Annotated in this window: 20 protein-coding genes; 9 read left to right on the forward strand and 11 right to left on the reverse strand. The window is 68.9% G+C overall.

The window, feature by feature from the left end; all coding sequences use genetic code 11:
- Positions 1–64: 64 nt before the first annotated feature.
- Genes AB1I47_RS01915 through apbC form a run of 3 tightly spaced genes read right to left on the reverse strand, consistent with a single transcriptional unit; the run spans position 65 to position 2,420 of the window.
- Positions 65–712: a DUF3306 domain-containing protein gene (locus tag AB1I47_RS01915; protein ID WP_354682090.1), complete on the reverse strand. Its 648-nt coding sequence runs from the start codon at positions 710–712 to the stop codon at positions 65–67.
- Between the two features lie 34 nt (positions 713–746).
- Positions 747–1,304: a DUF3305 domain-containing protein gene (locus tag AB1I47_RS01920; protein ID WP_354682091.1), complete on the reverse strand. Its 558-nt coding sequence runs from the start codon at positions 1,302–1,304 to the stop codon at positions 747–749.
- A gap of 27 nt (positions 1,305–1,331) precedes the next feature.
- Positions 1,332–2,420: an iron-sulfur cluster carrier protein ApbC gene (apbC, locus tag AB1I47_RS01925; RefSeq protein WP_354682092.1), complete on the reverse strand. Its 1,089-nt coding sequence runs from the start codon at positions 2,418–2,420 to the stop codon at positions 1,332–1,334.
- Positions 2,421–2,752: 332 nt separating this feature from the next.
- On the opposite strand from apbC, the gene AB1I47_RS01930 reads away from it, so the two are divergent.
- Both AB1I47_RS01930 and metG read left to right on the forward strand, forming a co-directional pair.
- Positions 2,753–3,391: a YiaD family glycine zipper/OmpA-like lipoprotein gene (locus tag AB1I47_RS01930; protein WP_354682093.1), complete on the forward strand. Its 639-nt coding sequence runs from the start codon at positions 2,753–2,755 to the stop codon at positions 3,389–3,391.
- A gap of 307 nt (positions 3,392–3,698) precedes the next feature.
- Positions 3,699–5,759 carry a methionine--tRNA ligase gene (gene metG, locus AB1I47_RS01935; protein ID WP_354682094.1) on the forward strand — a complete coding sequence of 687 codons (2,061 nt, stop codon included), beginning with the start codon at positions 3,699–3,701 and terminating at the stop codon, positions 5,757–5,759.
- A 256-nt stretch (positions 5,760–6,015) separates the two neighbouring features.
- Here metG and bamE read toward each other — a convergent pair whose 3' ends face one another.
- From bamE to AB1I47_RS01950, 3 genes are read right to left on the reverse strand one after another with little or no spacing between them, the layout of a single operon-like run.
- Entirely contained in the window at positions 6,016–6,564 is a 549-nt protein-coding gene (bamE, locus tag AB1I47_RS01940; protein ID WP_354682095.1) for an outer membrane protein assembly factor BamE domain-containing protein, read from the reverse strand.
- Positions 6,565–6,607: 43 nt separating this feature from the next.
- Positions 6,608–10,774: a translocation/assembly module TamB domain-containing protein gene (locus AB1I47_RS01945; RefSeq protein ID WP_354682096.1), complete on the reverse strand. Its 4,167-nt coding sequence runs from the start codon at positions 10,772–10,774 to the stop codon at positions 6,608–6,610.
- A 31-nt stretch (positions 10,775–10,805) separates the two neighbouring features.
- On the reverse strand, positions 10,806–12,605 hold the full coding sequence (locus AB1I47_RS01950) for an autotransporter assembly complex protein TamA (RefSeq protein ID WP_354682097.1): 1,800 nt from the start codon (positions 12,603–12,605) through the stop codon (positions 10,806–10,808).
- Positions 12,606–12,906: 301 nt separating this feature from the next.
- Here AB1I47_RS01950 and AB1I47_RS01955 point away from each other — a divergent pair, with 301 nt between their 5' ends.
- From AB1I47_RS01955 to panC, 3 genes are all read left to right on the forward strand, one after another.
- Positions 12,907–13,098 (forward strand): DUF3460 family protein, encoded by a 192-nt coding sequence (locus tag AB1I47_RS01955; RefSeq protein WP_354682098.1) that lies wholly within the window; start codon positions 12,907–12,909, stop codon positions 13,096–13,098.
- A 44-nt stretch (positions 13,099–13,142) separates the two neighbouring features.
- Positions 13,143–14,033 (forward strand): segregation and condensation protein A, encoded by an 891-nt coding sequence (locus AB1I47_RS01960; RefSeq protein WP_354682099.1) that lies wholly within the window; start codon positions 13,143–13,145, stop codon positions 14,031–14,033.
- 196 nt (positions 14,034–14,229) lie between these two features.
- Complete coding sequence (gene panC, locus AB1I47_RS01965; RefSeq protein WP_354682100.1) at positions 14,230–15,078, forward strand: pantoate--beta-alanine ligase; 849 nt, start codon at positions 14,230–14,232, stop codon at positions 15,076–15,078.
- Positions 15,079–15,241: 163 nt separating this feature from the next.
- Here panC and AB1I47_RS01970 read toward each other — a convergent pair whose 3' ends face one another.
- Both AB1I47_RS01970 and AB1I47_RS01975 read right to left on the reverse strand, forming a co-directional pair.
- Entirely contained in the window at positions 15,242–16,435 is a 1,194-nt protein-coding gene (locus tag AB1I47_RS01970) for a PepSY-associated TM helix domain-containing protein (protein ID WP_354682101.1), read from the reverse strand.
- Between the two features lie 160 nt (positions 16,436–16,595).
- A complete protein-coding gene (locus tag AB1I47_RS01975; protein ID WP_354682102.1) occupies positions 16,596–18,116 on the reverse strand; it encodes a cobyric acid synthase in 1,521 nt (506 codons plus the stop codon).
- 72 nt (positions 18,117–18,188) lie between these two features.
- On the opposite strand from AB1I47_RS01975, the gene cobU reads away from it, so the two are divergent.
- Genes cobU through AB1I47_RS01995 form a run of 4 tightly spaced genes read left to right on the forward strand, consistent with a single transcriptional unit; the run spans position 18,189 to position 21,800 of the window.
- Complete coding sequence (cobU, locus tag AB1I47_RS01980) at positions 18,189–18,863, forward strand: bifunctional adenosylcobinamide kinase/adenosylcobinamide-phosphate guanylyltransferase (RefSeq protein WP_354682103.1); 675 nt, start codon at positions 18,189–18,191, stop codon at positions 18,861–18,863.
- Positions 18,857–19,831 carry an adenosylcobinamide-phosphate synthase CbiB gene (gene cbiB, locus AB1I47_RS01985; RefSeq protein WP_354682104.1) on the forward strand — a complete coding sequence of 325 codons (975 nt, stop codon included), beginning with the start codon at positions 18,857–18,859 and terminating at the stop codon, positions 19,829–19,831. The genes cobU and cbiB overlap by 7 nt, the downstream gene beginning before the upstream one ends.
- A complete protein-coding gene (cobD, locus tag AB1I47_RS01990) occupies positions 19,828–20,847 on the forward strand; it encodes a threonine-phosphate decarboxylase CobD (protein ID WP_354682105.1) in 1,020 nt (339 codons plus the stop codon). The genes cbiB and cobD overlap by 4 nt, the downstream gene beginning before the upstream one ends.
- A 41-nt stretch (positions 20,848–20,888) precedes the next feature.
- The gene (locus AB1I47_RS01995) at positions 20,889–21,800 is read left to right on the forward strand and encodes a cobalamin-binding protein (protein WP_354682106.1); all 912 of its coding nucleotides are present in this window, start codon (positions 20,889–20,891) and stop codon (positions 21,798–21,800) included.
- On the opposite strand, the gene AB1I47_RS02000 is transcribed toward AB1I47_RS01995, so the two are convergent.
- Genes AB1I47_RS02000 through cobT form a run of 3 tightly spaced genes read right to left on the reverse strand, consistent with a single transcriptional unit; the run spans position 21,801 to position 24,213 of the window.
- Positions 21,801–22,376, reverse strand: a complete 576-nt coding sequence (locus AB1I47_RS02000; RefSeq protein ID WP_354682107.1) for a histidine phosphatase family protein — start codon at positions 22,374–22,376, stop codon at positions 21,801–21,803.
- Positions 22,361–23,176: an adenosylcobinamide-GDP ribazoletransferase gene (locus AB1I47_RS02005; RefSeq protein ID WP_354682108.1), complete on the reverse strand. Its 816-nt coding sequence runs from the start codon at positions 23,174–23,176 to the stop codon at positions 22,361–22,363. The genes AB1I47_RS02000 and AB1I47_RS02005 overlap by 16 nt, the downstream gene beginning before the upstream one ends.
- On the reverse strand, positions 23,173–24,213 hold the full coding sequence (cobT, locus tag AB1I47_RS02010; RefSeq protein WP_354682109.1) for a nicotinate-nucleotide--dimethylbenzimidazole phosphoribosyltransferase: 1,041 nt from the start codon (positions 24,211–24,213) through the stop codon (positions 23,173–23,175). The genes AB1I47_RS02005 and cobT overlap by 4 nt, the downstream gene beginning before the upstream one ends.
- Positions 24,214–24,215 lie beyond the last annotated feature (2 nt).

Genomic DNA, 24,215 nt, shown 5'->3' on the forward strand with positions numbered 1-24,215 from the left:
GCAGCTGACCGGTCCGGACGTCCTTCTTGGCGAGGGTCTGCGGGCCGGCGGATTGTGGGGAGGCCTATTGTAGGCCGGGGTGCCCTATGGGGCTACGCGCATTATCCGGGTCTTGCGGGCCCTGTTCTGCGTTTTGACTGGCCGCTTGCTGCGGTGTTTCGGCTGGTGCGGGTATGTCCGTAGCCTCGGCGCGCTCGCGCGATGCGGCCGGCGCCTCGGCGGGCGCCGCCGGCGGTACATCCGCATGGTCGGCGGTGTTGGCAGTGTCGGCGGCCTGGGCGGCCGCCTGCGCGGCGGCGCGCTCCTCGTCGGTGGGCTCGAACAGTCCCAGGGTCTCGGCCTGGCGGAGCTGGCGCAGGATCTCGGGGGGGATCGGGTCGGGCTTGCTGTAGTCGTCGATGTAGATGTCGAGGCCGTCCATCACGTTGAAGTGCGGATCGGCGAACAGCGTCTTGAGCGCGGCGCGCTTGACCGATTCGTCGACACCGCGGGCGACGAAGCGCGAGATATTGTCGCCGGGGCGCAGCGCGGCGACATCCTCCAGCGTCGGCGCGGGCACCTCGGGCACGGCTTCGCTACCCGCGGGGGCGGTGACGGCAGCTTCGGCCGGAAGCGGCGGCGGCTCAGGCGGCGGCTCGGGCGGAACGACAACGCCTTCGCGCACCGCGGCCTTGCGGCGCGACCAGCGTGACAGGAAGGACGAATCGCTCATCGGCGGGCGAAGTCAGATAGTCGGGTGGCAAGGATCAGTAGCGCGCGCGGTCCTGCGGCGACTTGAACGACTCGGGCCGGCGCCGCTGCTTGGGCTCGGGCCGGTAATGCTCGTTGACGTAGGCCTGCAGCCACTCGCGCTGTTCGGGCGCCAGCGGCACGTTCTCCACGATCTCGCCGGCATCGAGCCAGCGGCCGGCCTCGTTGTACGACAGCGAAACGGTCATCGGCACCGGGTGCGCGTCTTCACCGCTGCCACCACCGTCTTCGTCCTCGGGCATGCGCCACATCACGAACCAGCACGGCGTGGTCGAGGTCAGGTTCAGGTAATAGCCCTCGCCCTGGTCGCGGAACAGCTCCACCTCGAAGCCGGGGTACAGCCAGCGCGCACCATGGGCATCGCGCTCCAGGCAGACCGGGTGCGTGCCGAACTCGCCCAGGTCCGGCAGCACCGCGTCGAGCTGCCACTTCCATGGCTGCCAGCGGTTGCCCAGCGCCACCTTGCGCATCACCACCGCCATCGTGACGGCAGGGCGCGCGCCCGGGGGCGCCATCTCGGGCATGTCAGGCAGGGGCGTGACTTCGGTTTCCATGGTCTGCCGGCGCGGCGAACCGCGCGCTCAGGTGTTCTGCACCACGATGCTCGGGAATTTGCTGGTCATGTCGCGCGCCTTGTCTGCGACCTTGATCGCCACCTTGCGCGCGATGCCGCGATACAGCTCGGCCACCGGGCTGTCGGGCTCGGCCACGACCGTGGGGCGGCCCGAGTCGGCCTGCTCGCGGATCTGCAGGTTCAGCGGCAGGCTGCCGAGCAGGTCCACGCCGTAGTCGGCGCACATCTTCTCGCCGCCGCCGTGGCCGAAGATATGTTCGACATGGCCACAGTTCGGGCAGCAGTAGACCGCCATGTTCTCGACGATGCCGAGGATGGGGATGCCCACCTTCTCGAACATCTTCAGGCCCTTCTTCGCGTCGAGCAGCGCGATGTCCTGCGGCGTGGTCACGATTACGGCGCCGGTAACCGGCACCTTCTGCGACAGCGTGAGCTGGATGTCGCCGGTGCCCGGCGGCATGTCCACGATCAGGTAGTCCAGGTCGTGCCAGTTGGTCTGGCGCAGCAGCTGCTCCAGCGCCGAAGTCACCATCGGGCCGCGCCATACCATCGGGTTGTCCTGCTCGATCAGGAAGCCGATCGAGTTGGCCTGCACGCCGTGGCCCTCCAGCGGCTCCATGGTCTGGCCGTCGGTGGATTCGGGGCGGCCGTCGATGCCCAGCATCATCGGCAGGCTGGGGCCATAGATATCGGCATCGAGCATGCCCACGCGCGCCCCTTCGGCGGCCAGCGCCAGCGCCAGGTTGACGGCCGTGGTGGACTTGCCCACCCCGCCCTTGCCCGACGCCACCGCGATCACGTTCTTCACGCCGGGCAGCAGCTTGACGCCGCGCTGCACCGCATGCGCGACGATCTTCATGGTCACAGTCACGCTGACATTGGTCACGCCCGGCAGCTGCCGCACTGCGGCCACCACCAGCTTGCGGATCGGGTCGAACTGGCTCTTTGCGGGATAGCCGAGCTCGACTTCCAGCGAAACATCGCCGCCGTCGACCCGGATATTCCTGGCCGAGCGCGTGGACACGAGGTCCTTGCCCGTGTTGGGGTCGATGACGGTGCGCAGGACTTCGGTGACCTGCTCAGTGCTGACGCTCAAGACAAACTCCGCTTTGATTGTTTTGGGGGACGGGCCGCGCAAATGGATGGGCGCGCAATGTATCAAAGTATGCAGCACCAACCATGAGGGCCGGTAATCGGCGTGCAATACCCTCCGGGGGGTGGGGGATTACAGACAATTACAAATCTCACAACCTTGCACTTGTGCGCGCGCCGTCATATCCATATTGTAGTGCGGTTGGGCGGGCCGGCATGGCACATTGCGCCGCACCGCGCCCGACGCGTACAAAGGGTTACCTCAGCAATTGCCCTGGGGGTACCATCGCGATGCGGGTACCCTGAACTTTTACGGGAACATCAGAAGGAGAAAGCATGAAGATCAAGCTCGTGACCGTCTCGCTCGCCGCCGCCACGCTGCTCGCAGCGGGCTGCGCCACCGAACAGCAGACCCATACGGCGGTCGGTACCGGCGTTGGTGCCGCAGTTGGCGCCGGGCTTGGCAACCTGATCGGCGGCAACACCAAGGGCACTGTGGTCGGCGCGGCCGTGGGCGGTGCCCTGGGTGGCGCCGCCGGCTACAACTGGAACGCCATCCGCGGCAAGCTGAACAAGGACACCGCGGGCACTGGCACGCAGATCACCGAGCAGCCGGACGGCTCGCTCAAGGTCAACATCCCCAGCCAGGTGACCTTCGACACCGACAGCGCCTCGATCAAGCCGTCGTTCCGCTCGGTTCTCGACCAGGTCGCGCAGACGCTGGGCCAGCACCAGGAAGTGAGCGCCAGCGTGGTGGGCCATACCGACAGCACCGGCAATCCCAACTACAACATGCAGCTCTCGCAGCGCCGCGCCCAGAGCGTGGCCAGCTACCTGGGTGACCGTGGCGTCGCACGCAACCGCCTGTCGGCCGAGGGCCGGGGCCAATCCCAGCCCGTGGCGGACAACGGGACCGAGGCCGGACGGGCACAAAATCGCCGCGTCGAAATTTATTTGAAACCAATTCAGGGGTGACCCTGTCATAGAAACAGGTGCCGCTTGCCACCGTTGCTGGCTCGCGATGGGTGGCTGACCTCCCGGGCGGTACCTGATTTCTCCTCCTTTTCCGTTGTGGAAAGCTGCGCCGGTTCAGACCGGCGCTTTTTTTGGGCGAACGGTTTTCAGGGCCACGATGTTTTGCGCTCTCGTTCAGACTATTCCGCCATGCGGAACCGGCGCGTGAGTGGCGGCTGCTTGCTAAAATAGCCGCTTCCCGGCACGCGCCCGCCCTTCCGGCCGGCGCCGTCCAAGATATTTCCCCGCTCCTGACCGGCCCCTGTCTATGACCGCACGTCGCATCCTCGTCACATCCGCCCTGCCTTATGCCAACGGCCAGATTCATATCGGCCACCTGGTGGAATACATCCAGACCGATATCTGGGTGCGTTTCCAGCGCATGATGGGCAACGAGGTGTACTACGTCGGCGCCGACGACACCCACGGCACGCCGGTGATGCTGCGCGCCGAGAAGGAGGGCATCACGCCCAAGGCACTGATCGACCGCGTCTGGACCGAGCACAAGCGCGACTTCGACAGCTTCCTGGTGTCCTTCGACAACTACTACAGCACCGACGCCGAAGAGAACCGCGAGCTGTGCGAGAAGATCTACCTGGCCCTGAAGGCCGAGGACCTGATCGCCGAGCGCGAGGTCGAGCAGTTCTACGACCCGGTCAAGAGCATGTTCCTGCCGGACCGCTTCATCAAGGGCGAGTGCCCGAAGTGCGGCGCCAAGGACCAGTACGGCGATTCCTGCGAGGTGTGCGGCACCACCTATGTGCCGACCGACCTGAAGAACCCGTACTCGGTGGTGTCCGGCGCGACGCCGGTGCGCAAGTCGTCGGCCCACTACTTCTTCAAGCTGTCCGACCCGCGCTGCGAGAGCTTCCTGCGCGAATGGGTGGCCGACCTGGCCCAGCCCGAGGCTGCCAACAAGATGCAGGAATGGCTGGGCAGCGAGGGCGAGGCCTCGACGCTGTCCGACTGGGACATCTCGCGCGACGCGCCCTACTTTGGCTTCGAGATCCCGGGCGCGCCGGGCAAGTATTTCTACGTGTGGCTGGACGCGCCGATCGGCTACTACGCCAGCTTCAAGAACCTGGCGCAGAAGAAAGGCATCGACTTCGACGCCTGGGTCGGCCCGCACTCGACCGCCGAGCAGTATCACTTCATCGGCAAGGACATCCTGTACTTCCACACGCTGTTCTGGCCGGCGATGCTGCGCTTCTCGGGCTACCGCACGCCGACCAATGTGTTCGCGCACGGCTTCCTGACCGTGGACGGCGCCAAGATGAGCAAGTCGCGCGGCACCTTCATCACCGCGCAGAGCTATATCGACACCGGCATGAACCCGGAATGGCTGCGCTATTACTTCGCCGCCAAGCTCAATGCGAGCATGGAAGACCTGGACCTGAACCTGGACGACTTTATCGCCCGGGTGAACAGCGACCTGATCGGCAAGTACGTCAATATCGCCAGCCGTGCCGCAGGCTTCCTGGTCAAGCGCTTCGAAGGCAAGGTCGACGAAGCCGCGCTGGGCCATCCGCTGCTGGAGCAGCTGCGCCAGGCCGCGCCGCAGGTGGCGCAGCTCTACGAAGCACGCGAGTACAGCAAGGCGCTGCGCCTGGTGATGGAGCTGACCGACGCGGTCAACGCCTTTGTCGATACCGAAAAACCGTGGGACCTGGCCAAGGACGAAGGCAAGCGCGCGGCGCTGCATGCGGCCTGCTCGGTGTCGCTGGAGGCCTTCCGCCTGCTGACCATCTACCTGAAGCCGGTGGTGCCGAACGTGGCCGCTGGCGTGGAGCGCTTCCTGAACATCGAGCCGCTGGACTGGCGCGCGATCGACCGGCAGCTCTCGGCCGCGAGCCCGGTGCAGCCGTACCAGCACCTGATGACGCGCGTCGATGCCAACCAAGTCGATGCGCTGCTGGCAGCCAACCGCGATTCACTGCAGGCGACGGCGGCGCCTGTTGCCGCGGCAGCGTCGATCGAGCCGGTGGCCGAGACCATCACCATCGACGATTTCGCCAAGGTGGACCTGCGCGTGGCAAAGATCGTCGAATGCCAGAAGGTGGAAGGCTCGAACAAGCTGCTGCAGCTGACGCTGGACCTGGGCGAAGGCCAGACCCGCAATGTGTTCTCGGGGATCCAGTCGGCTTATACGCCGGAGCAGCTGGTGGGCAAGCTGACCGTGGTGGTGGCTAACCTGGCACCGCGGAAGATGAAGTTTGGTATGTCGGAAGGGATGGTGCTGGCGGCGTCGGCGGCGGATGAAAAGGCGGCGCCGGGGTTGTACATCCTCGAGCCGCATAGCGGCGCAGTCCCGGGCATGAGAATTCGCTGAGGGTTTTGGTGCGCCCAAGCCGCCCGGACTAGCCTAAGCAAGGTGTTCTCCCTCTCCCCTCAGGGGCCTCAGGGGGAGAGGGACCGGGGTGAGGGGTGGTTTAGCTAGGAACCACATCAAGCGGGGCCAACGGTTTTAACTCACGGGCGTCAGCCTTTGACACTCCGGCCCTCTCCCCCACCCCTCTCCCGCAGGCGGGAGAGGGGAGCTTGCTGCGAGCGTTATCGCCAGCTGCAAGCCAGCGAAGCCAACATCTTCACCCACCCTGCATCTTCGACGGATCATCACTCCTCGATGTCGTCGTCACCGTGCCACCGCTGTTGAAGTGCACGTTGAAGAAAGCCTTGTCGGTCGAGCTCTCCATCCACCGATACCCCCACACCTCTTCCTTCTTCAACGCAAACGCCTCCACCTTGGTCGGCTTGCCCAGCAGCCGCCGGATATCGTCCTTGCTCATGCCGGCGCGCACGCGCGCGAAGTTGTCGGGCGTCAGCACTTGCTCGATCTTCGCCACCTTGCCGTCAGGACCGATGGTGACCATCCAGGTGGTGGTGCCCTCGGGCCCGCGCGGATATTCAAGCCGGCGCCCGCCGTCGGCCTCTTCCCAGACGATTTCGGGCTTGCCGGCCTGGCGCCGCAGTTCTTCTTCCGTCGACTGGCCCGGCACGATGCCCTTGAACAGCTCGCGGTCGGGCTTGATCGCGTTCCAGGTGTTGCGGGCGGTTTCGCCCGCCTTCTTCATCGCTTCATCGACCTTCTGCTGGTCGCAGCCGAACAGCGCGAGCACGGAGGCAATCAGTCCCATGGCGGCAAGGCGTCGCGGCGACGCGTAAGTGGAGGGGCGCCCGTCAGCGGCGCACAGGCTCGGCGATGACGGCCGAGGCCGCCTGCGCGGCGCTTTGGGGATCGAGCGGCTGGCTGTCATCCTGCTGGCTCCTTCTGGTGCCGCGGTTCGGGGCCCCCGAGAACAGGGTGGCCCAGCTATCGAAGCGGCGGTTGAACAAGACCGACAAACCGTTGATGGACCCGCCCTTGGCAATCAGCGACCAGCGCCGCGAGAACTGCCAGGTCAGCTTCACCACGTTCGAGGCCGAGGTCAGGCTCTGCTCATAGCCCACCGACATGCGCTCGGTGATGGCCTTGCCCATGCTGACCACCTGCTGGTCGTTGAGACCCGCGGTGCTGGGACCGATCGAGAATTCGTCGATGCCGAAATGCGACACGATGCCCTTGCCCGCCCTGCCGCCGATCAGCCCCAGCGCCGCGCCGCCCAGTGCGGAACCGCTGAGCTGGCGCTGCTGGCCCGCGCCGGTGCTCTCCGCGCCGTAGCCGAACATCAGCCACGAGAGCTTGTCCTCGTCCGGCACGTTGGGCTCGGACACCAGCCGCACGCGCGGCAGCCGCACCGTGCCGGTCACCTCCACGCCCGCCTCCACTTCCTGGTTGCGGCGCATGGCGCGGATGTTCATGTTCGGGTTGTCGATCGGGCCGTTGAAGTTGATGATGCCGCGTTCGATATTGAGCCTGCGCCCGAATGCCTCGTAGGTGCCGTCGGTCACGCGTACCGTGCCGGTGGCCTTCATCGGCGTCAGCGGTTCGCTCTTGACGCCCATCTGGCCGGCCAGAAGCAGGTCGGCGCCCGCGCCGCGGAAGCGGAAGTTGTTGCCCAGGTCCACGGTCAGGTCGATCAACGGGCTGAAGCGGCTGGCGGGCTTGGATTCCGGCGACGGCGTGGCGGCGGTCTTCACCGCGCGCTGGTCCTTGCGGCGGACCACCACCACATCGTCGCCCAGCACCGGCGCGCCTGCCTTGGGCAGGTCAAAGAGCCCCCGATCCACACGGAACTCGCCCCGGATCACGATCTGCTTGTTCTCGTTGGCGATGGTGGCGTCGCCCGACAGCACCAGCGTGCGTTCGGGGCTGGCGAAGAGCTGCAGCTTCTCGGCGATGATCTTGCCGGTCAGGTTGGGATCGGCCTCGCCCAGCTTGACATTGCCGGTGGCGACGAGCTTGCCGTCGCCGCCGTGGAATTCCACGTGCTTCAGCTCGACCGTGTTCTGGTCCAGCACCACGCGCACGGTGCCATCCGTCAGGCGCAGGCCCTGGTCGTACAGCGTGACGGCGAGGTTGTCGCCGTTGACCGTGCCGGTCAGCAACGGCGCGCCCACCGTGCCGGCCAGCCGCAGCGCCGCGGCCATGCGGCCGTCGAAGGCGTACTGCGGCCCGGTCAGCGCTTCCAGCGACTTCAGCCGCGGCACGTCGATGGTGACCGTGCCGCCCAGCGTCGACGCCGGGCCCACCGTCTGCAGCCCCTGCTCCTGCACCAGCCCGGCCGAGGCATCGACCACCACCTTGCCGATGCGGCCCGACACCATGCCGCCACGCACCGCGATGCGGTTGCCGCCGGCGTCGGCGCGCAGGCTGGTTTCGCCCAGGCCCAGCGTGGTGAAGCCGCGGCCCGCGTTGACCGACAGGTCGCCGCTGCGCCGGCGCACCTCGGCAAACCCGCTCGCGGTCTCGGCCAGCGCCAGGTTCCAGCGGCCGTCGATCACCAGGTCGGAGCGCACCGGCGGTTTCTCCCCGGTGACGGTTTCCATCAGCTCCAGCACATGGCCGACCTGCAGGCCGTCCAGGCGCCCCGCGCTGCGGATGCGGCCGTGGTCCCAGTCCAGGTTGTCGATGGTCAGCGTGGCGCGGTCCAGCAGCAGCCGCGTGGCGCCCAGGCGCACGTGCTGGTCGGCCACCAGCAGCTGCGTCGGCGCCACCAGCCGCAGGTTGACGGTGCTGCGTTCCTCCAGCGTGCGGATGGTGCCGTTCCAGCCGTCCTTGCCCTTCCACGCGCCCTGCCCCGAAAGCGCCAGCTGCAGCGGGCGCCGGTTCAGGCTGCCGGCAGCCTTGAGGTCGAACACATGGTTGGCCTGGGTGCCGTTGAGCGTGGCATCGAGCGTGCTCAGGCTGGCCTGCGGCCCGCGGTAATTGCGCGCGGCGAGCTGCACCGATAGCGGACCGTCAAGGCCGCCGCGCACCTCGGCACGCCCGCTGGCCGTCGCCACGTTGTGCGGGCCCACCTCCAGCGCCTGCGCGTTGTAGTCGGCCACCACTTCGGGCTTCTTCAGCGTGCCGGTGATGGTGGCGTCGAGCTTGAGCTTGCCACCCACGCCGAACTTGAGCCGTTCGAGCTGCGGCGCATCGACCGCCAGCTTGAGCGCATCGCCGCGCGCGCCGAAGCTGCCGCGCAGGTTGGCCTGGTTGCCGGCCATGCTCAGCGACGCCTCGCTCGGCAGCAGCCGCTCGCCCGCCAGCCGCACCTTGCCGCCGCCGGTCATCGGCAGGCCCGCGTACTCGCTTTCATGCACGGCGAAGTCCAGCGCCACGCCCAGCTCGGGCGCGATCTCGCCGGTCGCGGTGAAGTCTGCGTTGATGCGGCCCGCCGCCACCTTGGCCAGCCGCGACGGATCGAACGCCGCCAGCTTGCCCTTGAAGCTGAACGGCTGCTTGTCCTTGAGGCCGAGCTTGCCTTCGGCGGTCAGCACGCCGGGGCCGACCGCGGCGCGCAGCGTGGACAGCGTGACCGCCTCGGCGTCGATATTGGCATCGGCAAACAGCTTGAGCGCCGCGCCGGACAGGTCCAGCGCCAGGCTCTGCCGGCCCGGCTCCATGCGCACCACCACCGGCCCCGACAGGCTGGCGCGGGTCAGCGAGCCGTGCAGCGCGGCCGGATCGAGCCGGTGCACGTCGAGGTCGAAGCCGCCACGGCCGCCGCGCAGCGTGCCGCCGCCAGTGATCTCGGCCTTGCCGAGCAGCGCCACGCGCAGCTCGCTGATAGCCTGCGACATTTCGCTCAGTTCGACATGGGCGCGCACCGACTGCACCGGCAGCCGCTCCTTGTCGAGCAGGCCGGGTTCCAGGTTGCGGATCTCGATATCGCCGGCGACGGCAAGCGGCGCGGGTGTCGGGGCAGCGGCAGGCGCCGAGGCCGCGGGCAATGAAGCCGCGGGCACCGGGGCCGCCGAAGGTGCCGAGGCGGCGGGAACGCTGGCCGCGCCCGCCGGCGCCGTCGCCGCCCCGGCGCCATTCACCGGCCGCAGCTCCGCATGCACCGTCAGGTTGGCTTGCGGCGCCGACGGACTGAACAGCCGCGGGTTGATGCGCTCGCCGTCGACCAGCAGGTGCGTGAAAGACACCTTGCCGAACGGCGTCAGGTCCACGCCGGCGCGCGCGTGGATGCGCTCGCCGTTGGCCTGCAGTTCGGCACGCAAGGCTTCGAGGGTGCCGTTGGCGGTGACGTTGACGGCAAAGTCCTCCTTCTGCCAGCTCGCCTCGAGCAGGGCTTCGGCACTGAGCGCGAACGGCGCGCGCGCGCCGAGCTGGGCGTTGGCCGCGAGCTTGCCATACGGCGTCTCCAGCTTGTCCAGGCTGACGCGGTGGCCCTGGCCATCGCTATGCAGCGCGCCGGACAGGTTGCCGAAGACCATCGGCTCGGCGGTGGGCGCCGTGCCCTGCAGCAGCGACAGCCGGTCGAGTGTCAGCGTATCGACGTCGATGGCCAGGGGCAGTTCGAGCGACGTTGGCTTCTGCATCGGCTCGGTACTCGGCTCGGACGGACCCAGCCGGACCTCGGCCTTGCCAATGCGCAGCCACTCCACATGCAGCCGCCGCGGCTGCCAGCTCAGCGCCCAGCGGCCGTCTACCCGGTCCACCGCCACGCGCGTCTGGCCGCTGACGAACACCACGTCGCGCAGCCGCAGCCCGTGCGCCACGGTACCGCCGTCGATCTGGCCGCTGAGCATGCCGGCCGACAGCCGCGTGGCCAGTGTCCACAGGTGGCGGGTGCCGGTCTCGGTGCGCAGCGCGGCCACGCCCGTGGCGACCAGCGCGAGCAGCAGCACCAGCAGCACGCCGGCCAGCCACGCCAGCCCGCGCCACAGCCGCCGGCGCTTGCGCGGCGCGGGCTGCGCAGGCGGTGGCGCGCGGTCGCCGCCGCCCGGAACGGAAGGCAAATCGTGCATGCTCATGCGGGCATCCCATGCTGGCGCACGCCCCTCATCAGAACGCCACCCCCAGCGAGATATGCGGCCGGACCTGCCGGTCCTGGACGCCGTAGCCGACGTCGAGCTGCAGCGGGCCCACCGGCGTGCGCCAGCGCACGCCGACGCCCACGCCGTTGTAGATCGTCACGCCGCGCAGGTTGTCGGCGGCGGTACCCGCATCCCAGAACACCGCCACGCCCCAGTCGGGCTTGAACCAGTACTGATATTCCAGGCTGCCCGTCCCAAGGTACTTGGCGGGCAGGATACTGGCGCCGCTGGGGGTGCCGATCGACTGGTAGCCGTAGCCGCGGATCGAATCGGTGCCGCCGGCACGGAAGCGCAGCGTCGCCGGGATCTGGCTCGAGCTGTCGCCGGTCAGGTCGGCGCCCAGCTCCAGCCGTGCCACCACCAGGTCGCGCTTGCCCACCGGTATGTACTGGCGGATCCGGCCATAGAGCCGCACGAAGGTGGCATCGCTCAGGAAGCCCTTGGCGGCCACCCCGATCTGGGTGTTGATCACATTGCCGCGGCGCGGGAACACCGGGTTGTCGACGTCGCGCCGGGTCCAGGCAAAGGCCGGCACCAGCGCCTTGCTGATCTGGCCGGGCTGGCCCGCCGGCAGCAGCTTGTCGTAGTAGAAATCCAGCGACGTGGTGACATCGTACTTCTCGCGCGAGCGCGAGCGCTTGAGGCCCGCGCGCAGGCTGGTGGTGTCGGTGTTCTCGATGTCGATGGTGCGCTCATAGCTGCCGTAGACGCTGTTGCGGTAGCTGCGCGTATCGGGCGGCATTGCGGTCTCGGCGAACAGGTAGGAACGCTTCTGCTCCAGCCGCGCCTGCGAATCGAAGGTCCAGGCGCGGTTGAACAGGTTGTAATAAGCATAGCGCCCTTCCACCTGCGCACCGGTGTCGGTGGTGAAGCCCACGCCACTGGTCAGCCGATGCGCCGGATACTCGCGCACCCGCACCGCGACCGGCGCCGTGACCACGCCGTCGGGGGCCTTGTCGGCATCCGGCGGCGGCTCCAGGTCGACCTGCACGTTGGAGAAATACGGCTGGTTTTGGATCGCGCGCTGCAGTTCCAGCAGCCGCTCGACGCGGTACGGCTCGCCCACGCTGAGCGGGTTGACGTTATGGACGATCTGCTCCGGATAGCGGCGCGTGCCGGTGACCTTGAGCGGCCCCAGCAGGTAGGACGGTCCGCTGACATAGTGCGCCGACAGGTCGGCGCGCAGGTCGTCCGGCTCCACCCGCGCCTGTGACGCGGCCAGCCGCGCGCCGTAGTAGTTGTGGCTTTGCAGCGTGAACAGCGCGTCTTCCTTGGCCTTGTCCCAGTCTTCCTGGCGGAACGGCTCGCCCACCGGCAGGCCCCACTTGGCCTGCACCTCGGCCACCTGTTCCGGCGAGCGCGTCGCCGCCGGGCCGGTCACCTGCACGTCGACATTGCGGATCAGCGTGCGTGCGCCAGGATCGACGATGACGCGGACCACGCGCTTGTCGCCCTCGACATCGACGCGGGTAGTGGTGGTCGGGTCGAAATAGCCTTCGGTGGAAGTGAACTGGCGCACCTGTTCGCCAACGGTTTCGACCATGTAGTCGAACTGGTCCGGGGTCAGGTCGGTGCGGTCCTTGTAGCGCGCCAGGTCCAGGTGTTCCTCCAGGATCTCGCGGATCGGCTTGGGGGCCTCGACCTCGACCTTGTAGGCCGCCTGCGCGGGGCACACCCACAGCATCGCCAGCGCGAACATGGCGGCAATGGCGCGCAGGGCCGCCGCCGCGCGTGTGAACGCGGGGCCTTCGTGTGCCGCTTTCGGCATAGCGGCGCCGGCCCGCAGGCCTGCCATCCTTGCCAGATCGGTCCTCATCCGTTGATGTCGCCTGGCGCCCCGGGAGCGCGGTTAGCGGTGATAGCGGTGTCTTGCGGCATCGCCGTTTGTCCACACATGCGAAGTCGGTATTTGACCACACCCGGCCTTGATGCCGGAACTTTCCCACCCAGCGCACGGCGAACCGGTGCGCCGGCACGCTGCTCTAAATCCATACCGGAGCGGGCCGATACTGTAAAATCCTGCCCCACCGCATCCAATCGGCGCCCGCACGGCGCATTACGGTTTCACCATGGCAATCTACGAATCCGATATCACCCAGTTCCTGAAGCAGCTCAAGCAAGAGCGCCCGACGCTGGAAGCCGAGCAGCGCGACGGCCGCGCCCTGCTGTGGGACAAGTCGCCGATCGACCTGGAAGAGCGCGCCCGCGCCGAGGCTTCGCGCGTCGCGCAGAAGCCTTACGTTTACTCGTCGGATCACTGATCCCCGCAGATCCCCTCCGCCCCGCGATCGTCCGCACGCCAGCCATGAGCGCAGCCGAGCAGGACAAGCTGTCGCCAGCCGGCCTGCCCGCCGCTGCCCCCGCCGGCACGGACCGCCCCGCCGGTCCCGCCGACATGGTCGACGGGATGGCGTTCGCGCGCCTGTACGGCGAGCCGCTGTTCAAGCTGCCGCAAGACCTGTACATCCCGCCGGACGCGCTGGAGGTGTTCCTCGAGGCGTTCGAAGGCCCGCTGGACCTGCTCCTGTACCTGATCCGCAAGCAGAACTTCAACGTGCTGGACATCCCGATGTCGCAGGTCACGCGCCAGTACCTGTCGTATATCGAGCAGATCCGCAAGTCCAACCTCGAGCTGGCGGCCGAGTACCTGCTGATGGCGGCCATGCTGATCGAGATCAAGTCGCGCATGCTGTTGCCGGTCAAGAAGGCCGACAGCGACGACGAAGCCGAGGATCCGCGCGCCGAGCTGGTGCGCCGCCTGCTGGAATACGAGCAGATGAAACTGGCCGCGCAGAAGCTGGACACGGTGCCGCAACTTGGCCGCGACTTCCTGCGCTCGCAGGTCTATATCGAGCAGAGCCTGGCGCCGCGCTTCCCGGAAGTGGAAACGATCGACCTGCAGGCCGCGTGGGCCGATGTGCTCAAGCGCGCCAAGCTCAACCAGCACCACAAGATTTCGCGCGAGGAACTGTCGGTGCGCGAGCATATGAGCCAGATCCTGCGCCGGCTGCAGCATGCCCGCTTCATGGAATTCAGCGAGCTGTTCGAGGATGCGATCCGCTCCGGCAAGGGCGTGCCGGTGGTGGTGGTGAACTTTATCGCCATGCTGGAGCTGTCACGCGAATCGCTGGTGGAGATCACCCAGGCCGAGCCGTTCGCGCCAATTTATGTGCGATTGGCGTACAGCCCCACCTGACCCACCCGCAGCCGGGGTCCGGCCTCCCCCCAGTTGATCTACAATCCGCCGACAGCCGGCAGTACAGCCCCGCAGGCGCAAGCCCCAGGTGCATCGCCCGACAGAAGGACGAGACCGGTTGGTCCATGCGCCGCCCACGCCCTTTGACCGGGCCGGCGCCCGGGTCACCCCCCTCACGACCAGCACACCAAGCCAGATGAAAGTCATTTCCTCCATCCAAGAGCTGCGGGACCAGCTGCGCGGCCAGAACCGCGCTGCCTTCGTTCCCACCATGGGCAACCTTCACGAAGGCCATCTGTCGCTGATGCGCCTGGCGCGCCAGCACGGTGATCCGGTGGTGGCGTCGATCTTCGTGAACCGCCTGCAGTTCGGTCCTAACGAGGATTTCGACAAATACCCGCGCACGCTGCAGGACGATATCGAAAAGCTGCAGAAGGAAGGCGTCTACGTGCTGTTTGCGCCCTCCGAGCGCGATATGTACCCCGAACCGCAGGAATACCGCGTCGAGCCTCCGCACGACCTGGGCGACATCCTCGAAGGCGAGTTCCGCCCCGGCTTCTTCAAGGGCGTGTGCACCGTGGTGATGAAGCTGTTCTCGTGCGCGCAGCCGCGCGTGGCGGTGTTCGGCAAGAAGGATTACCAGCAGCTGATGATCGTGCGCCGCATGGTGCAGCAGTTCGCGCTGCCGATCGACATCATCCCGGCCGAAACCGTGCGCGCCGAGGACGGCCTGGCGCTGTCGTCGCGCAACCGCTACCTGACGCCGGACGAACGCGCCGAGGCCCCGGTGCTGTACCGCACGCTGCATGACGTGCGCGACACCGTGCTGGGCAGCGACCGCGCCGCCGCCGACCTGCTTGCGGTGGAAGCCAATGCCAAGGAATCGCTGGCAAAGCGCGGCTGGAAGCCGGACTACGTGTCGATCCGCAAGCGGGTCGACCTGCAGGCGCCGACACGCGAGGAATTCCTTGCGGGCGAGCCGCTGGTGGTGCTGACGGCGGCCAAGCTGGGGGCGACGCGGTTGATTGATAACCTCGAGATCTGATCTGAAGCCCGCGTTGCCCGCCGGGTTGCTCCCCTCTCCCGCCTGCGGGAGAGGGGCCGGGGGACAGGGCAGGCGCATGGCAAGCATCGAGCCGTGTCGCTTCGTGGCTACGCCCGCCCTCTCCCCCGCCCCTCTCCCATAAATGGGAGCGGGGAGAAAACTTTCACGCCCCCCGCATCCCCGTCCGCTGCGCCGCCTTCACCACATGCCGCTGGTGCCCGCGCCGGCGCTTCCACCAGATCAGCAAGCCGGTCACCGCAAACGTCAGCGGCGCCAGCCCGAACAGCGTGATAAACAGGCGCCCCGGCAGGCCGAAGGCCTCGCCGGTATGCAGCGGGAACAGCCAGTTCAGCAGCGTATCGCCGGCGGGCGCTTCATGCGGATCCTTTACGCCCAGCAGCTGCCCGGTCCAGGCGTCGAGCCACAGCCGGGTGGCGCCGCTGTCCTTGCGCACCTCGCCCGGCTGGCGCAGCCGCACCTCGAAGGCATCGCCCGGCTTGCGCGGGAAGCTGATGCGGGTCACCACCGCGTCCGGATACTGCGCCTGCGCCGCGGCCATGATCTGGCCGGCGCTGAGTGGCCTGGCTTCGGCCGGCGCCGGCGCGGACACGTGCTTGACCGGCGGCGTCACCGTCATCACTGCCGCCACCATCGGCGTGACCCATTTGGGCAGGTTCAGGTACCAGCCGGAGAAGGCGATGATGGCCAGCACCGGCGCGGCCAGGATGCCGCCGGCGCGGTGCAGCGAATAGTTGAAGCGCGGCCAGGACCCGCCATGCGTGATGCGAAACGCCTGCAGCACCGAGCGCAGCTTCATCTTGGGCCACCACACCACCACCCCCACCAGCGTGGTCAGCAGCAACAGCATGCCGGCCACGCCGGTAATAGTCTTGCCGGTGTCGCCGGACAGCAGGTAGCGATGCAGGTGGAACAGCGTCGGCAGCAACAGCCGGCGCGACACGCCCGCCTCGCCCCATACGCGCTCGCCCTTCACGGCCAGCGTCACCGGGTCGACCATCACCTGGCGCGAGCGGCCTGGCACCACGCCATCGGGTCCCTTGACCGGGTACCAGGCGATAAATACCCCATCGGCATGGTGGGGCAGCATCAGCATGTTGGGCTTGCCGTACGGGGGCGCGGCGAGCCGTTCGGTCACGGCCTGGACGGTGGCCGGCGACACCGCCTCCGTCATCGGCGCGGAGGCCACCAGCAGATCGGGATTGAGCCAGGCGTCCAGTTCCTCGCGCCAGGCGATGGCCATACCGGTCAGCCCCAGCAGGACGAACAGCAGGCCAAGGCTCAGGCCGATATACAGGTGCAGCTTGACGAGGACGACGCGCAGGCGGCCGGTGACCATGACGGGGGTTGGAGTACGTTGAGCGGGCGCTGCAAGGCACGCGATATGACGCAGCCGCCATACCCGCGCAGAATGCAAATGCGAAGGATTCGCGATTCTAGCAGGGGCCCTGCCCGCGGGCCGTCAGAAGTGCCGCAGAGTTGTTCCCGAGAGACGGGTTTCAGCGCCGCAGTGGCGCCAGCATCGCACCGAGATCGAGGTGCCCGGCCATGGTGTCGGCGAGTCGCTCGATCGACGCCTCGCGCAGCGCGTCGAGGTCCACCGCCTGCGCGCCGTCCAGCCCCGCCCAGCGCAGCAGCGCCTGGCAGCCGGCGGGATCGTCGAACAGGCCATGGAGGTAGGTGGCCAGCACCTGTCCGTCGTCGGAGCGGGCGCCATCGGGCCGCAGGGCGCCATCGCCGCGGTCGAGCCACAGCGCGGGCTGGTCGAGCCCCGCGCCCGTGGTGACGCCGAGGTGGATCTCGTAGCCTCGCACCGGCGCGTTGGAGCCTTCCAGCGCCAGCCGACCGCCCACCTGGCGCAGCTGCTTGTCCGCGGCCAGCGTGGTTTCGTAATTCAGCAGGCCAAGTCCCGGGCTGCTGCCGGACGGCCCTTCGCGGCCGTCCGGATCGTGCACCTGCCGGCCGAGCATCTGCATGCCGCCGCAGATGCCGATCAGCTTGCCGCCGTAGCGCAGGTGGCGCTGCAGCGCCGCGTCCCAGCCGTTGCCGCGCAGGAAGGCCAGGTCGGCGCGCACGTTCTTGCTGCCAGGCAGCACCACCAGGTCCGCGTGCGGGATCGGCCTGCCGGGACCCACGAACTGCAGGTCGACCTGCGGATGCGCGCGCAGCGCATCGAAGTCGGTATGGTTGGCGATGCGCGGCATGACCGGCACGATCACGCGCAGCCGCTGCGCGGGCGTGCCGGCCTTGTCTGACTGCGTACCGATAATCGCGTCCTCGGCATCCAGGTGCAGGCCGTGCAGGTAGGGCAGCACGCCGAACACAGGCTTGCCGGTGCGTGCCGTCAGCCAGTCGAGCCCCGGCTCGAGCAGCCCGATATCGCCGCGGAAGCGGTTGATGATAAAGCCCGTCACGCGCGCGCGTTCGCTGTCGGAAAGGCAGTCGAGCGTGCCGACCAGGTGCGCGAACACGCCGCCGCGGTCGATATCCGCGACCAGCACCACCGGGCAGTCGATGCGCTCGGCAAAGCCCATATTGGCGATATCGCGCTCGCGCAGGTTGATCTCCGCCGGGCTGCCGGCGCCTTCCACCAGCACCACGTCATAGGCCTGCCCCAGCCGCGCATGCGAGGCCAGCACCGCCTTCATCGCCGCGGGCTTGTACGCGTGGTAGGCGCGCGCATCCAGCTCCAGCCGCGCGCGGCCGTGGATGATCACCTGCGCGCCGGTGTCGCTGCTGGGCTTGAGCAGCACCGGGTTCATGTCGGTATGCGGCGCCAGCCGCGCGGCTTGCGCCTGCAGCGCCTGCGCGCGCCCGATCTCGCCGCCGTCGACGGTGACGGCGCTGTTCAGCGCCATGTTCTGCGGCTTGAACGGCACCACGCGCGTGCCGGCACGCGCCAGCACACGGCACATGCCAGCCACCACAGTGCTCTTGCCGGCATCGGAGGTGGTGCCCTGGACCATCAGCGTGCCGCGCAGGGCACCTGGCGGCAGGGAAAGCGGGGAATCGGATTGCATCGCGGGATTATCGCACCCGGCCCCATGCAAGAGCAGGAAGCAAGACCCGGATGCGGCGGCTACAATACGCGGATGGAAACCCCGGCCATCGCACCCGCTTCCACGCCCGGCACGGCCACCGCTGCCCAGCAGCGTGCCGCCGCCAGCGGGACCGGCGCGCGCCAGCTGACGCTGGTGCTCGGCGGCGCACGTTCCGGCAAGAGCCACTACGCCGAACAGCTCGCTACCGACCACGCCACCATCATTGGCGGCCCGGTCACCTACGTCGCCACCGCGCGACAGGATCCGGCGCACGCCGACGAAGAACTCGAAGTCCGCATCGCGCTGCACCGCGCCCGCCGCCCCGTCGACTGGCGCCTGGTCGAAGAGCCGGTGCACCTGGCCGATGCGCTGTACGCCAATGCGCGCCACGACGGCTGCATCCTGGTGGATTGCATGACGCTGTGGATGAACAACCTGCTTTTCCCCAACGGCCGCAGCTACCCCGAGCATGGCGTGATCACGCCGCCCGACGCCTTCGCCGAGGAAATCGAGGCGCTGCTCAACGCGCTGCCCACGCTGCCGGGCCACGTGATCCTGGTCTCCAACGAGATCGGTTTCGGCGTGATCCCGATGGGCGCGATCACCCGCTTCTATGTCGATGAACTGGGCCGCCTGAACCAGAAGCTGGCCGCCGCCGCGGACCGCGTGCGGCTGCTGGTGGCAGGTATCCCGGTTGCGGTCAAGGGCGTCGATCCCGCATGGTGATGCAGGCCTGGCCGGCCTGCGTTGCCGCTGCACTGGCAGGCGTGCTGCTGGATCGCTGGCTGGGCGAGCCGCGCCGCTGGCACCCGCTGGTGGGCTTCGGCCGCATCGCCGCCGCATTCGAACGACGCTTCAATGATGCTGATCGCCGCGGCCCGCCGTGGCGGCAGCGCATGGCCGGACTCGCCGGCTGGTGTTTGCTGGTGCTGGTGCCCGCCGCACTGGCGTGGTGGCTGGCTGAGGCCGCGGCGCGCTGGCATCCCGTTGCCGCGCTGGCGCTGCATGCCGTGGCGCTGTACGCCGCGCTCGGCGCGCGCAGCCTGCACCAGCATATCGCCCCGATCGCCGCCGCCCTCGCCGCGTCGGACCTGCCGACCGCGCGCACGCTGACCGCGCGCATCGTCTCGCGCGATACCGCTGATGCCGATGCCGAAGCGCTGGCCCGCGCCGCGTGCGAATCGGCGCTGGAGAACGGCAACGACGCGATCTTCGGCGCGCTGTTCTGGTTCCTGCTCGGCGGTGCGCCCGCGGTAATCGTGTTCCGGCTGGCCAATACGCTCGATGCGATGTGGGGCTACCGCACGCCGCGGCTGGTTTATTTCGGCTGGGCCGCGGCGCGCATCGACGATCTGCTCAACCTTGTGCCGGCGCGGCTCACTGCGCTCTCGTATGCTCTGCTCGGTGCCACGGCGCAGGCGTTGCGCTGCTGGCGCACGCAGGCGCCGGCGTGGTCCAGCCCCAATGCCGGCCCGGTGATGGCCGCGGGGGCCGGCGCCGTTGGCGTACAGCTTGGCGGACCGGCGCGCTATCACGGCGAACTGGAACAACGCCCGCCGCTGGGCGCCGGCACCGCGCCTCAGGCCGGGCATGTGATGGCGTGCCTGCGGCTGGTCGAGCGCACCTTGTGGCTGTGGCTGGCGCTGGCAGGCGCCAGTGCCTTGGCCGTTCTCGCTGTTTCTACGTCGACGTGAGCTCCCCCCTCTTCCCGATCCGCCATGGCGGCAACCTGCTGGCCGCGGTGCGCCGCTACGGCCGCCCGGCCGATGACTGGCTCGACCTGTCCACCGGCATCCATCCCGATGGCTACCCGGTGCCGGCGCTGCCGGCGCAGGCATGGCAACGGCTGCCGCAGGACGACGACGGGCTGGCCGAGCTGGCGGCACAATCGTTCGGCGCGCCGCAAGCGTTGCCGGTAGCGGGTTCGCAGGCCGCGATCCGCACGCTGCCGGGGTTGCTGCGCGCGGGCCGCGTGGGCATTGCCGCGCTCGGCTATAGCGAATACGCGCCCGCGTTCGCCGCCGCGGGGCATACGGTGGTGCCGCTCGCTGAAGCCGATTTCGCGCGCGCCGGTCTCGCCGACGAACTCGATCATCTGGTCGTCGTGAACCCCAACAACCCGACCGCCCGCTTGCTGCCGCCCGCTACGCTGCTGCGCTGGCATGCGGCGCTCGCCGCGCGCGGCGGCACGTTGCTGGTCGACGAAGCTTTTATCGACTGCATGCCGGAACACTCGCTTGCCGCGCGCAGCGGCGACGATGGCCTGGTGGTGCTGCGCTCGACCGGCAAGTTCTATGGCCTCGCCGGCATCCGCTGCGGCTTCGTGCTGGCACAGCCCGCGCTGCTGGACGCTCTGCGCGAGCGGCTGGGCCACTGGACCGTATCGGGACCGGCGCGTGAAGTCGCGCGACTGGCGCTGGCCGATCAGGCATGGCAAGCCGCCACGCGCACACGGCTGGCTGCGGCAGGCACCCGCCTTGCCGCGCTGCTGGATCGGCACGGCCTCGTGCCCGCGATGCACCCGCTGTTCTGCTGGGCGCCGCATGCCGATGCGGCACGGTTGCACGAGGCCCTGGCGCAGCACGGCGTCTGGACCCGGCTGTTCGATGCCGCCGGCGGCTGCCCCGCAAGCCTGCGCCTGGGCTTGCCCCCGGACCATCAGGAAGCCTGGCAGCGCCTCGATGCGGCGCTGCTTGCCGTCACTGCCTGATCTTCGCAACACCCACGCTACGCCCACGCAACACCCTTACCATGCTGAACCACCTCAAGCCCGTCATCGCCCTCACGCTGCTTGCAGCCCTGCCCGCGCAAGCCGCCGTCTCGGCCGTCGACGATGCGGGCCAGACCGTGACGCTGGCCCAGCCCGCGCGCCGCGTGGTCTCGCTGGCGCCGCACGTCACCGAGATGATCTTCGCGGCGGGTGGCGGTGACCGCATCGTCGGCACCGTCAGCTACAGCGACTACCCGCCTCAGGCGCGCGAGATCCCGCGCGTGGGCGACAACAAGGCGCTGGACCTGGAGCGCATCGCCGCGCTCAAGCCCGACCTGATCGTGATCTGGCGCCATGGCAATGCGCAGAAGCAGACCGACCGGTTGCGCGCGCTGGGACTGCCGGTGTTCTACAGCGAGCCGCGCCGGCTGGCCTCGATCCCCGAGAACCTGGAGAAGCTCGGCACGCTGCTCGGCACCGAAGCCACGGCGCGCCGCGCCGCCGAGAGCTTCCGCCAGCAGGTGGAGACGCTGCGCAAGACCTACGCAGCGCGTCCGCCGGTGACGGTGTTCTACCAGGTCTGGCAGCAGCCGCTGATGACACTCAATGGCCAGCACCTGGTCAGCGACATGCTGGCGCTATGCGGCGGGCGCAATCTGTTCGCGGCGGAAACGCCGCTGGTGCCGACCGTATCGGTCGAAGCGGTGATCGCGGGGAATCCGGAGGCGATGCTGACGGCGGGCATGGGTGCGACGCGCTCGGACCAGCCGCTGCCGGATTTCGAGATGTGGCAGCGCTGGAAGCAGGTCACCGCGGTGGCGCGCAACAACCTGTTCGTGATCGATGGCGACCTGATCAATCGCGCCGGACCGCGCGTGGTGCAAGGCGCTGAGCAGATCTGCAAGGATCTCGACACGGCACGCAAACGTCGCCCGGGGCGCCAGGCGCGCTGATCAGCCGCCGCGGTTCCACCAGTCCAGCCGCACGCCACGCGCACCGAGCCGGAAGCGGCAGCTTGCACCGAAGCCCAGCGCCCAGTTGACGGTGACCGCCAGCGGCACGCCCAGCCAGTGCGCGGCCAGCATGCGCATGGGGCCGGCATGGCCGACCACCCACAGGCAATCATCGCTGCCCAAGTCGAGCGATCCGGCCCAGCCGGCCACTCGGGCCTGCGCCTGCGCCGGCGATTCGCCGCCGTGCGGGCGCGCATGCAGCAGGTCTGCCGCCCACTGGTCGAGCGCGGCGCGGTCGATCGCATCCCACGCCACGCCTTCCCAACTGCCGAAGTCGATTTCGCGCAGCCGCGGCTCGCTGTCGATGGCGGCCACGCCCGTGCTCTGCGCCAGCGCCTGCGCGGTGCCGCTGGCGCGCGCCAGCGGGCTGGTGACGATGCGCGCGGGCGCAGGCAATCCCGCTGCGATCCGCGCCACCGGCGGCGTCAGCGGCGACACCAGCGGCAGGTCCAGGCACCCGTAGCAGGTGCCCGCCGGCACATCCGGCTGCGCATGGCGGATCAGGACCACATCCATGCCGCGGCCACCAGGTAGAGCAGGATTTCCGCGCACTGCTGGGCCATGCCCAGGCAGTCGCCGGTATAGCCGCCGATGCGGCGCACGAAGTAGCGGCCCAGCAGCCAGCGCAGCCCCAGCAGCGCGACCAGCGCCACCGCACAGAAGCGCGGCGATACCACCCACAGCGGCACCACGCCGCACAACAGCGCGAACAGCAGCCCGGTGCCGGCCAGCCGTTGCGCCACCGGCCTGGCCTTGCCTTCGGCGCGCACATAGGCCAGCGTGGCGAGATAGCTGACCGCCATCGCGCGGCTGGCCGCATGCGCGGCAACCATCACGGCCAGCAGTACCGCCAGCCCGCTGCGCTCACCGATCGCCACCAGCAGTTGCCACTTGAGCAGCAGCGCCACCACCAGCGCGATCGCACCGAACGCGCCGATGCGCGAGTCGTGCATGATGCGCAGCACATCCTCGCGCTGCCACGCGCCGCCGAAGGCATCGACGCAATCGGCCAGCCCGTCTTCATGGAAGGCGCCGGTCAGCAGCAGCGTGGCGGCCATGCCCAGCAGCACGGCGACGCCGATCGGCCACCACAGCATCGCGGCCCACGTGACCAGCGCGCCGACGGCGCCGACCAGCAGTCCGACCAGCGGGAAGTAGCGCGCCGCGGCGTGCAGGTAATGCGGTTCGAATCCGACCCAGCGCGCCAGCCAGCCCGGCAGCGGCACGCGCGTGAAATAGCCCAGCGCCGTCAGGAAATAGCGCAGCTCGCCGGCGGGGCCGGCTTGCGGGCGCACCGGGCCGGACGGCACGCTCATGGCGACGCGGTGCTGACGCCGGCGCCGCTGAAGGTCGCCATCTCGTTCAGGAACGCGGCGGCGGAGGCCACCAGCGGCCATGCCAGCGCCGCGCCGGTGCCCTCGCCCAGGCGCAGCTCCAGTGCCAGCAGCGGCTCGGCGCCGAAGTGTTCCAGCAGCGCGCGGTGACCGCGTTCATGCGAGCAATGCGTAAAGACGCAGTACTGCAGCACGTTGGGGTCAAGGCGCTGCGCCACCAGCAGCGCGGCCGAGGCGATAAAGCCGTCGACCAGGATCACCATGCGGCTGGCGGCGGCAGCCAGGAAGGCGCCGGCCATCATCGCGATCTCGAAGCCGCCGAAGGTGGCCAGCACTTCCAGCGGCGACTGTGCGCCGGCATGCAGCGCCAGCGCGCGCGCCAGCACCTCGCGCTTGCGAGCCAGGCCGGCATCGTCGAGGCCGGTGCCGCGGCCGATGCAATCGTCCAGCGGCCGTCCGGTCAGCCGCTGCATCAGGCAGGCGGCGGCCGAGGTATTGGCAATGCCCATCTCGCCGAAGCCGATCACATTGCAGCCCTGCTGCGCGTGGCGCAGCACGCGCGCCATGCCGGCGGTCATCGCCGCGGTGGCCTGCTCAGCCGTCATCGCCGGCTCGGCCGCGAAGTTGCGGGTGCCATCGGCAATGCGGCAATTGACCAGCCCCGGCGTTGCCGGCAGGGGCACGCGCACGCCCGCGTCGACGATCTCCAGCGCGATGCCGTGCTGGCGCGAGAACACATTGATCGCCGCGCCGCCCGCGAGGAAGTTCTGCACCATCTGCGCGGTGACTTCGGCCGGATAGGCGCTGACGCCGGCATCGGCCACGCCGTGATCGGCGGCAAACACGATCACCGTGGGCCGCTGCAGCGCGGGGCGTTGCGTGCCGAGGATCAGGCCGAGCTGCAGCGCCAGCGACTCGAGCCGGCCCAGCGCGCCGAGCGGCTTGGTCTTGTCGTCGATGGCGGCCCGCAGCGCGGGACGCAATGCATCGTCAAGGGGAGTGATTTCCGGAAACTGCATGG

This window comes from Cupriavidus necator, assembly GCF_040578825.1.
Taxonomy (GTDB): domain Bacteria; phylum Pseudomonadota; class Gammaproteobacteria; order Burkholderiales; family Burkholderiaceae; genus Cupriavidus; species Cupriavidus necator_E.

Excerpts from the sequence above, each read along its gene's own strand:
- AB1I47_RS01915 (WP_354682090.1), bottom strand. The coding sequence starts at position 712 with ATGAGCGATTCGTCCTTCCTGTCACGCTGGTCGCGCCGCAAGGCCGCG.
- AB1I47_RS01920 (WP_354682091.1), bottom strand. The coding sequence starts at position 1,304 with ATGGAAACCGAAGTCACGCCCCTGCCTGACATGCCCGAGATGGCGCCC.
- AB1I47_RS01930 (WP_354682093.1), top strand. The coding sequence starts at position 2,753 with ATGAAGATCAAGCTCGTGACCGTCTCGCTCGCCGCCGCCACGCTGCTC.
- metG (WP_354682094.1), top strand. The coding sequence starts at position 3,699 with ATGACCGCACGTCGCATCCTCGTCACATCCGCCCTGCCTTATGCCAAC.
- bamE (WP_354682095.1), bottom strand. The coding sequence starts at position 6,564 with ATGGGACTGATTGCCTCCGTGCTCGCGCTGTTCGGCTGCGACCAGCAG.
- AB1I47_RS01945 (WP_354682096.1), bottom strand. The coding sequence starts at position 10,774 with ATGAGCATGCACGATTTGCCTTCCGTTCCGGGCGGCGGCGACCGCGCG.
- AB1I47_RS01950 (WP_354682097.1), bottom strand. The coding sequence starts at position 12,605 with ATGCCGAAAGCGGCACACGAAGGCCCCGCGTTCACACGCGCGGCGGCG.
- AB1I47_RS01955 (WP_354682098.1), top strand. The coding sequence starts at position 12,907 with ATGGCAATCTACGAATCCGATATCACCCAGTTCCTGAAGCAGCTCAAG.
- AB1I47_RS01960 (WP_354682099.1), top strand. The coding sequence starts at position 13,143 with ATGAGCGCAGCCGAGCAGGACAAGCTGTCGCCAGCCGGCCTGCCCGCC.
- panC (WP_354682100.1), top strand. The coding sequence starts at position 14,230 with ATGAAAGTCATTTCCTCCATCCAAGAGCTGCGGGACCAGCTGCGCGGC.
- AB1I47_RS01970 (WP_354682101.1), bottom strand. The coding sequence starts at position 16,435 with ATGGTCACCGGCCGCCTGCGCGTCGTCCTCGTCAAGCTGCACCTGTAT.
- AB1I47_RS01975 (WP_354682102.1), bottom strand. The coding sequence starts at position 18,116 with ATGCAATCCGATTCCCCGCTTTCCCTGCCGCCAGGTGCCCTGCGCGGC.
- cobU (WP_354682103.1), top strand. The coding sequence starts at position 18,189 with ATGGAAACCCCGGCCATCGCACCCGCTTCCACGCCCGGCACGGCCACC.
- cbiB (WP_354682104.1), top strand. The coding sequence starts at position 18,857 with ATGGTGATGCAGGCCTGGCCGGCCTGCGTTGCCGCTGCACTGGCAGGC.
- AB1I47_RS01995 (WP_354682106.1), top strand. The coding sequence starts at position 20,889 with ATGCTGAACCACCTCAAGCCCGTCATCGCCCTCACGCTGCTTGCAGCC.
- AB1I47_RS02000 (WP_354682107.1), bottom strand. The coding sequence starts at position 22,376 with ATGGATGTGGTCCTGATCCGCCATGCGCAGCCGGATGTGCCGGCGGGC.
- AB1I47_RS02005 (WP_354682108.1), bottom strand. The coding sequence starts at position 23,176 with ATGAGCGTGCCGTCCGGCCCGGTGCGCCCGCAAGCCGGCCCCGCCGGC.
- cobT (WP_354682109.1), bottom strand. The coding sequence starts at position 24,213 with ATGCAGTTTCCGGAAATCACTCCCCTTGACGATGCATTGCGTCCCGCG.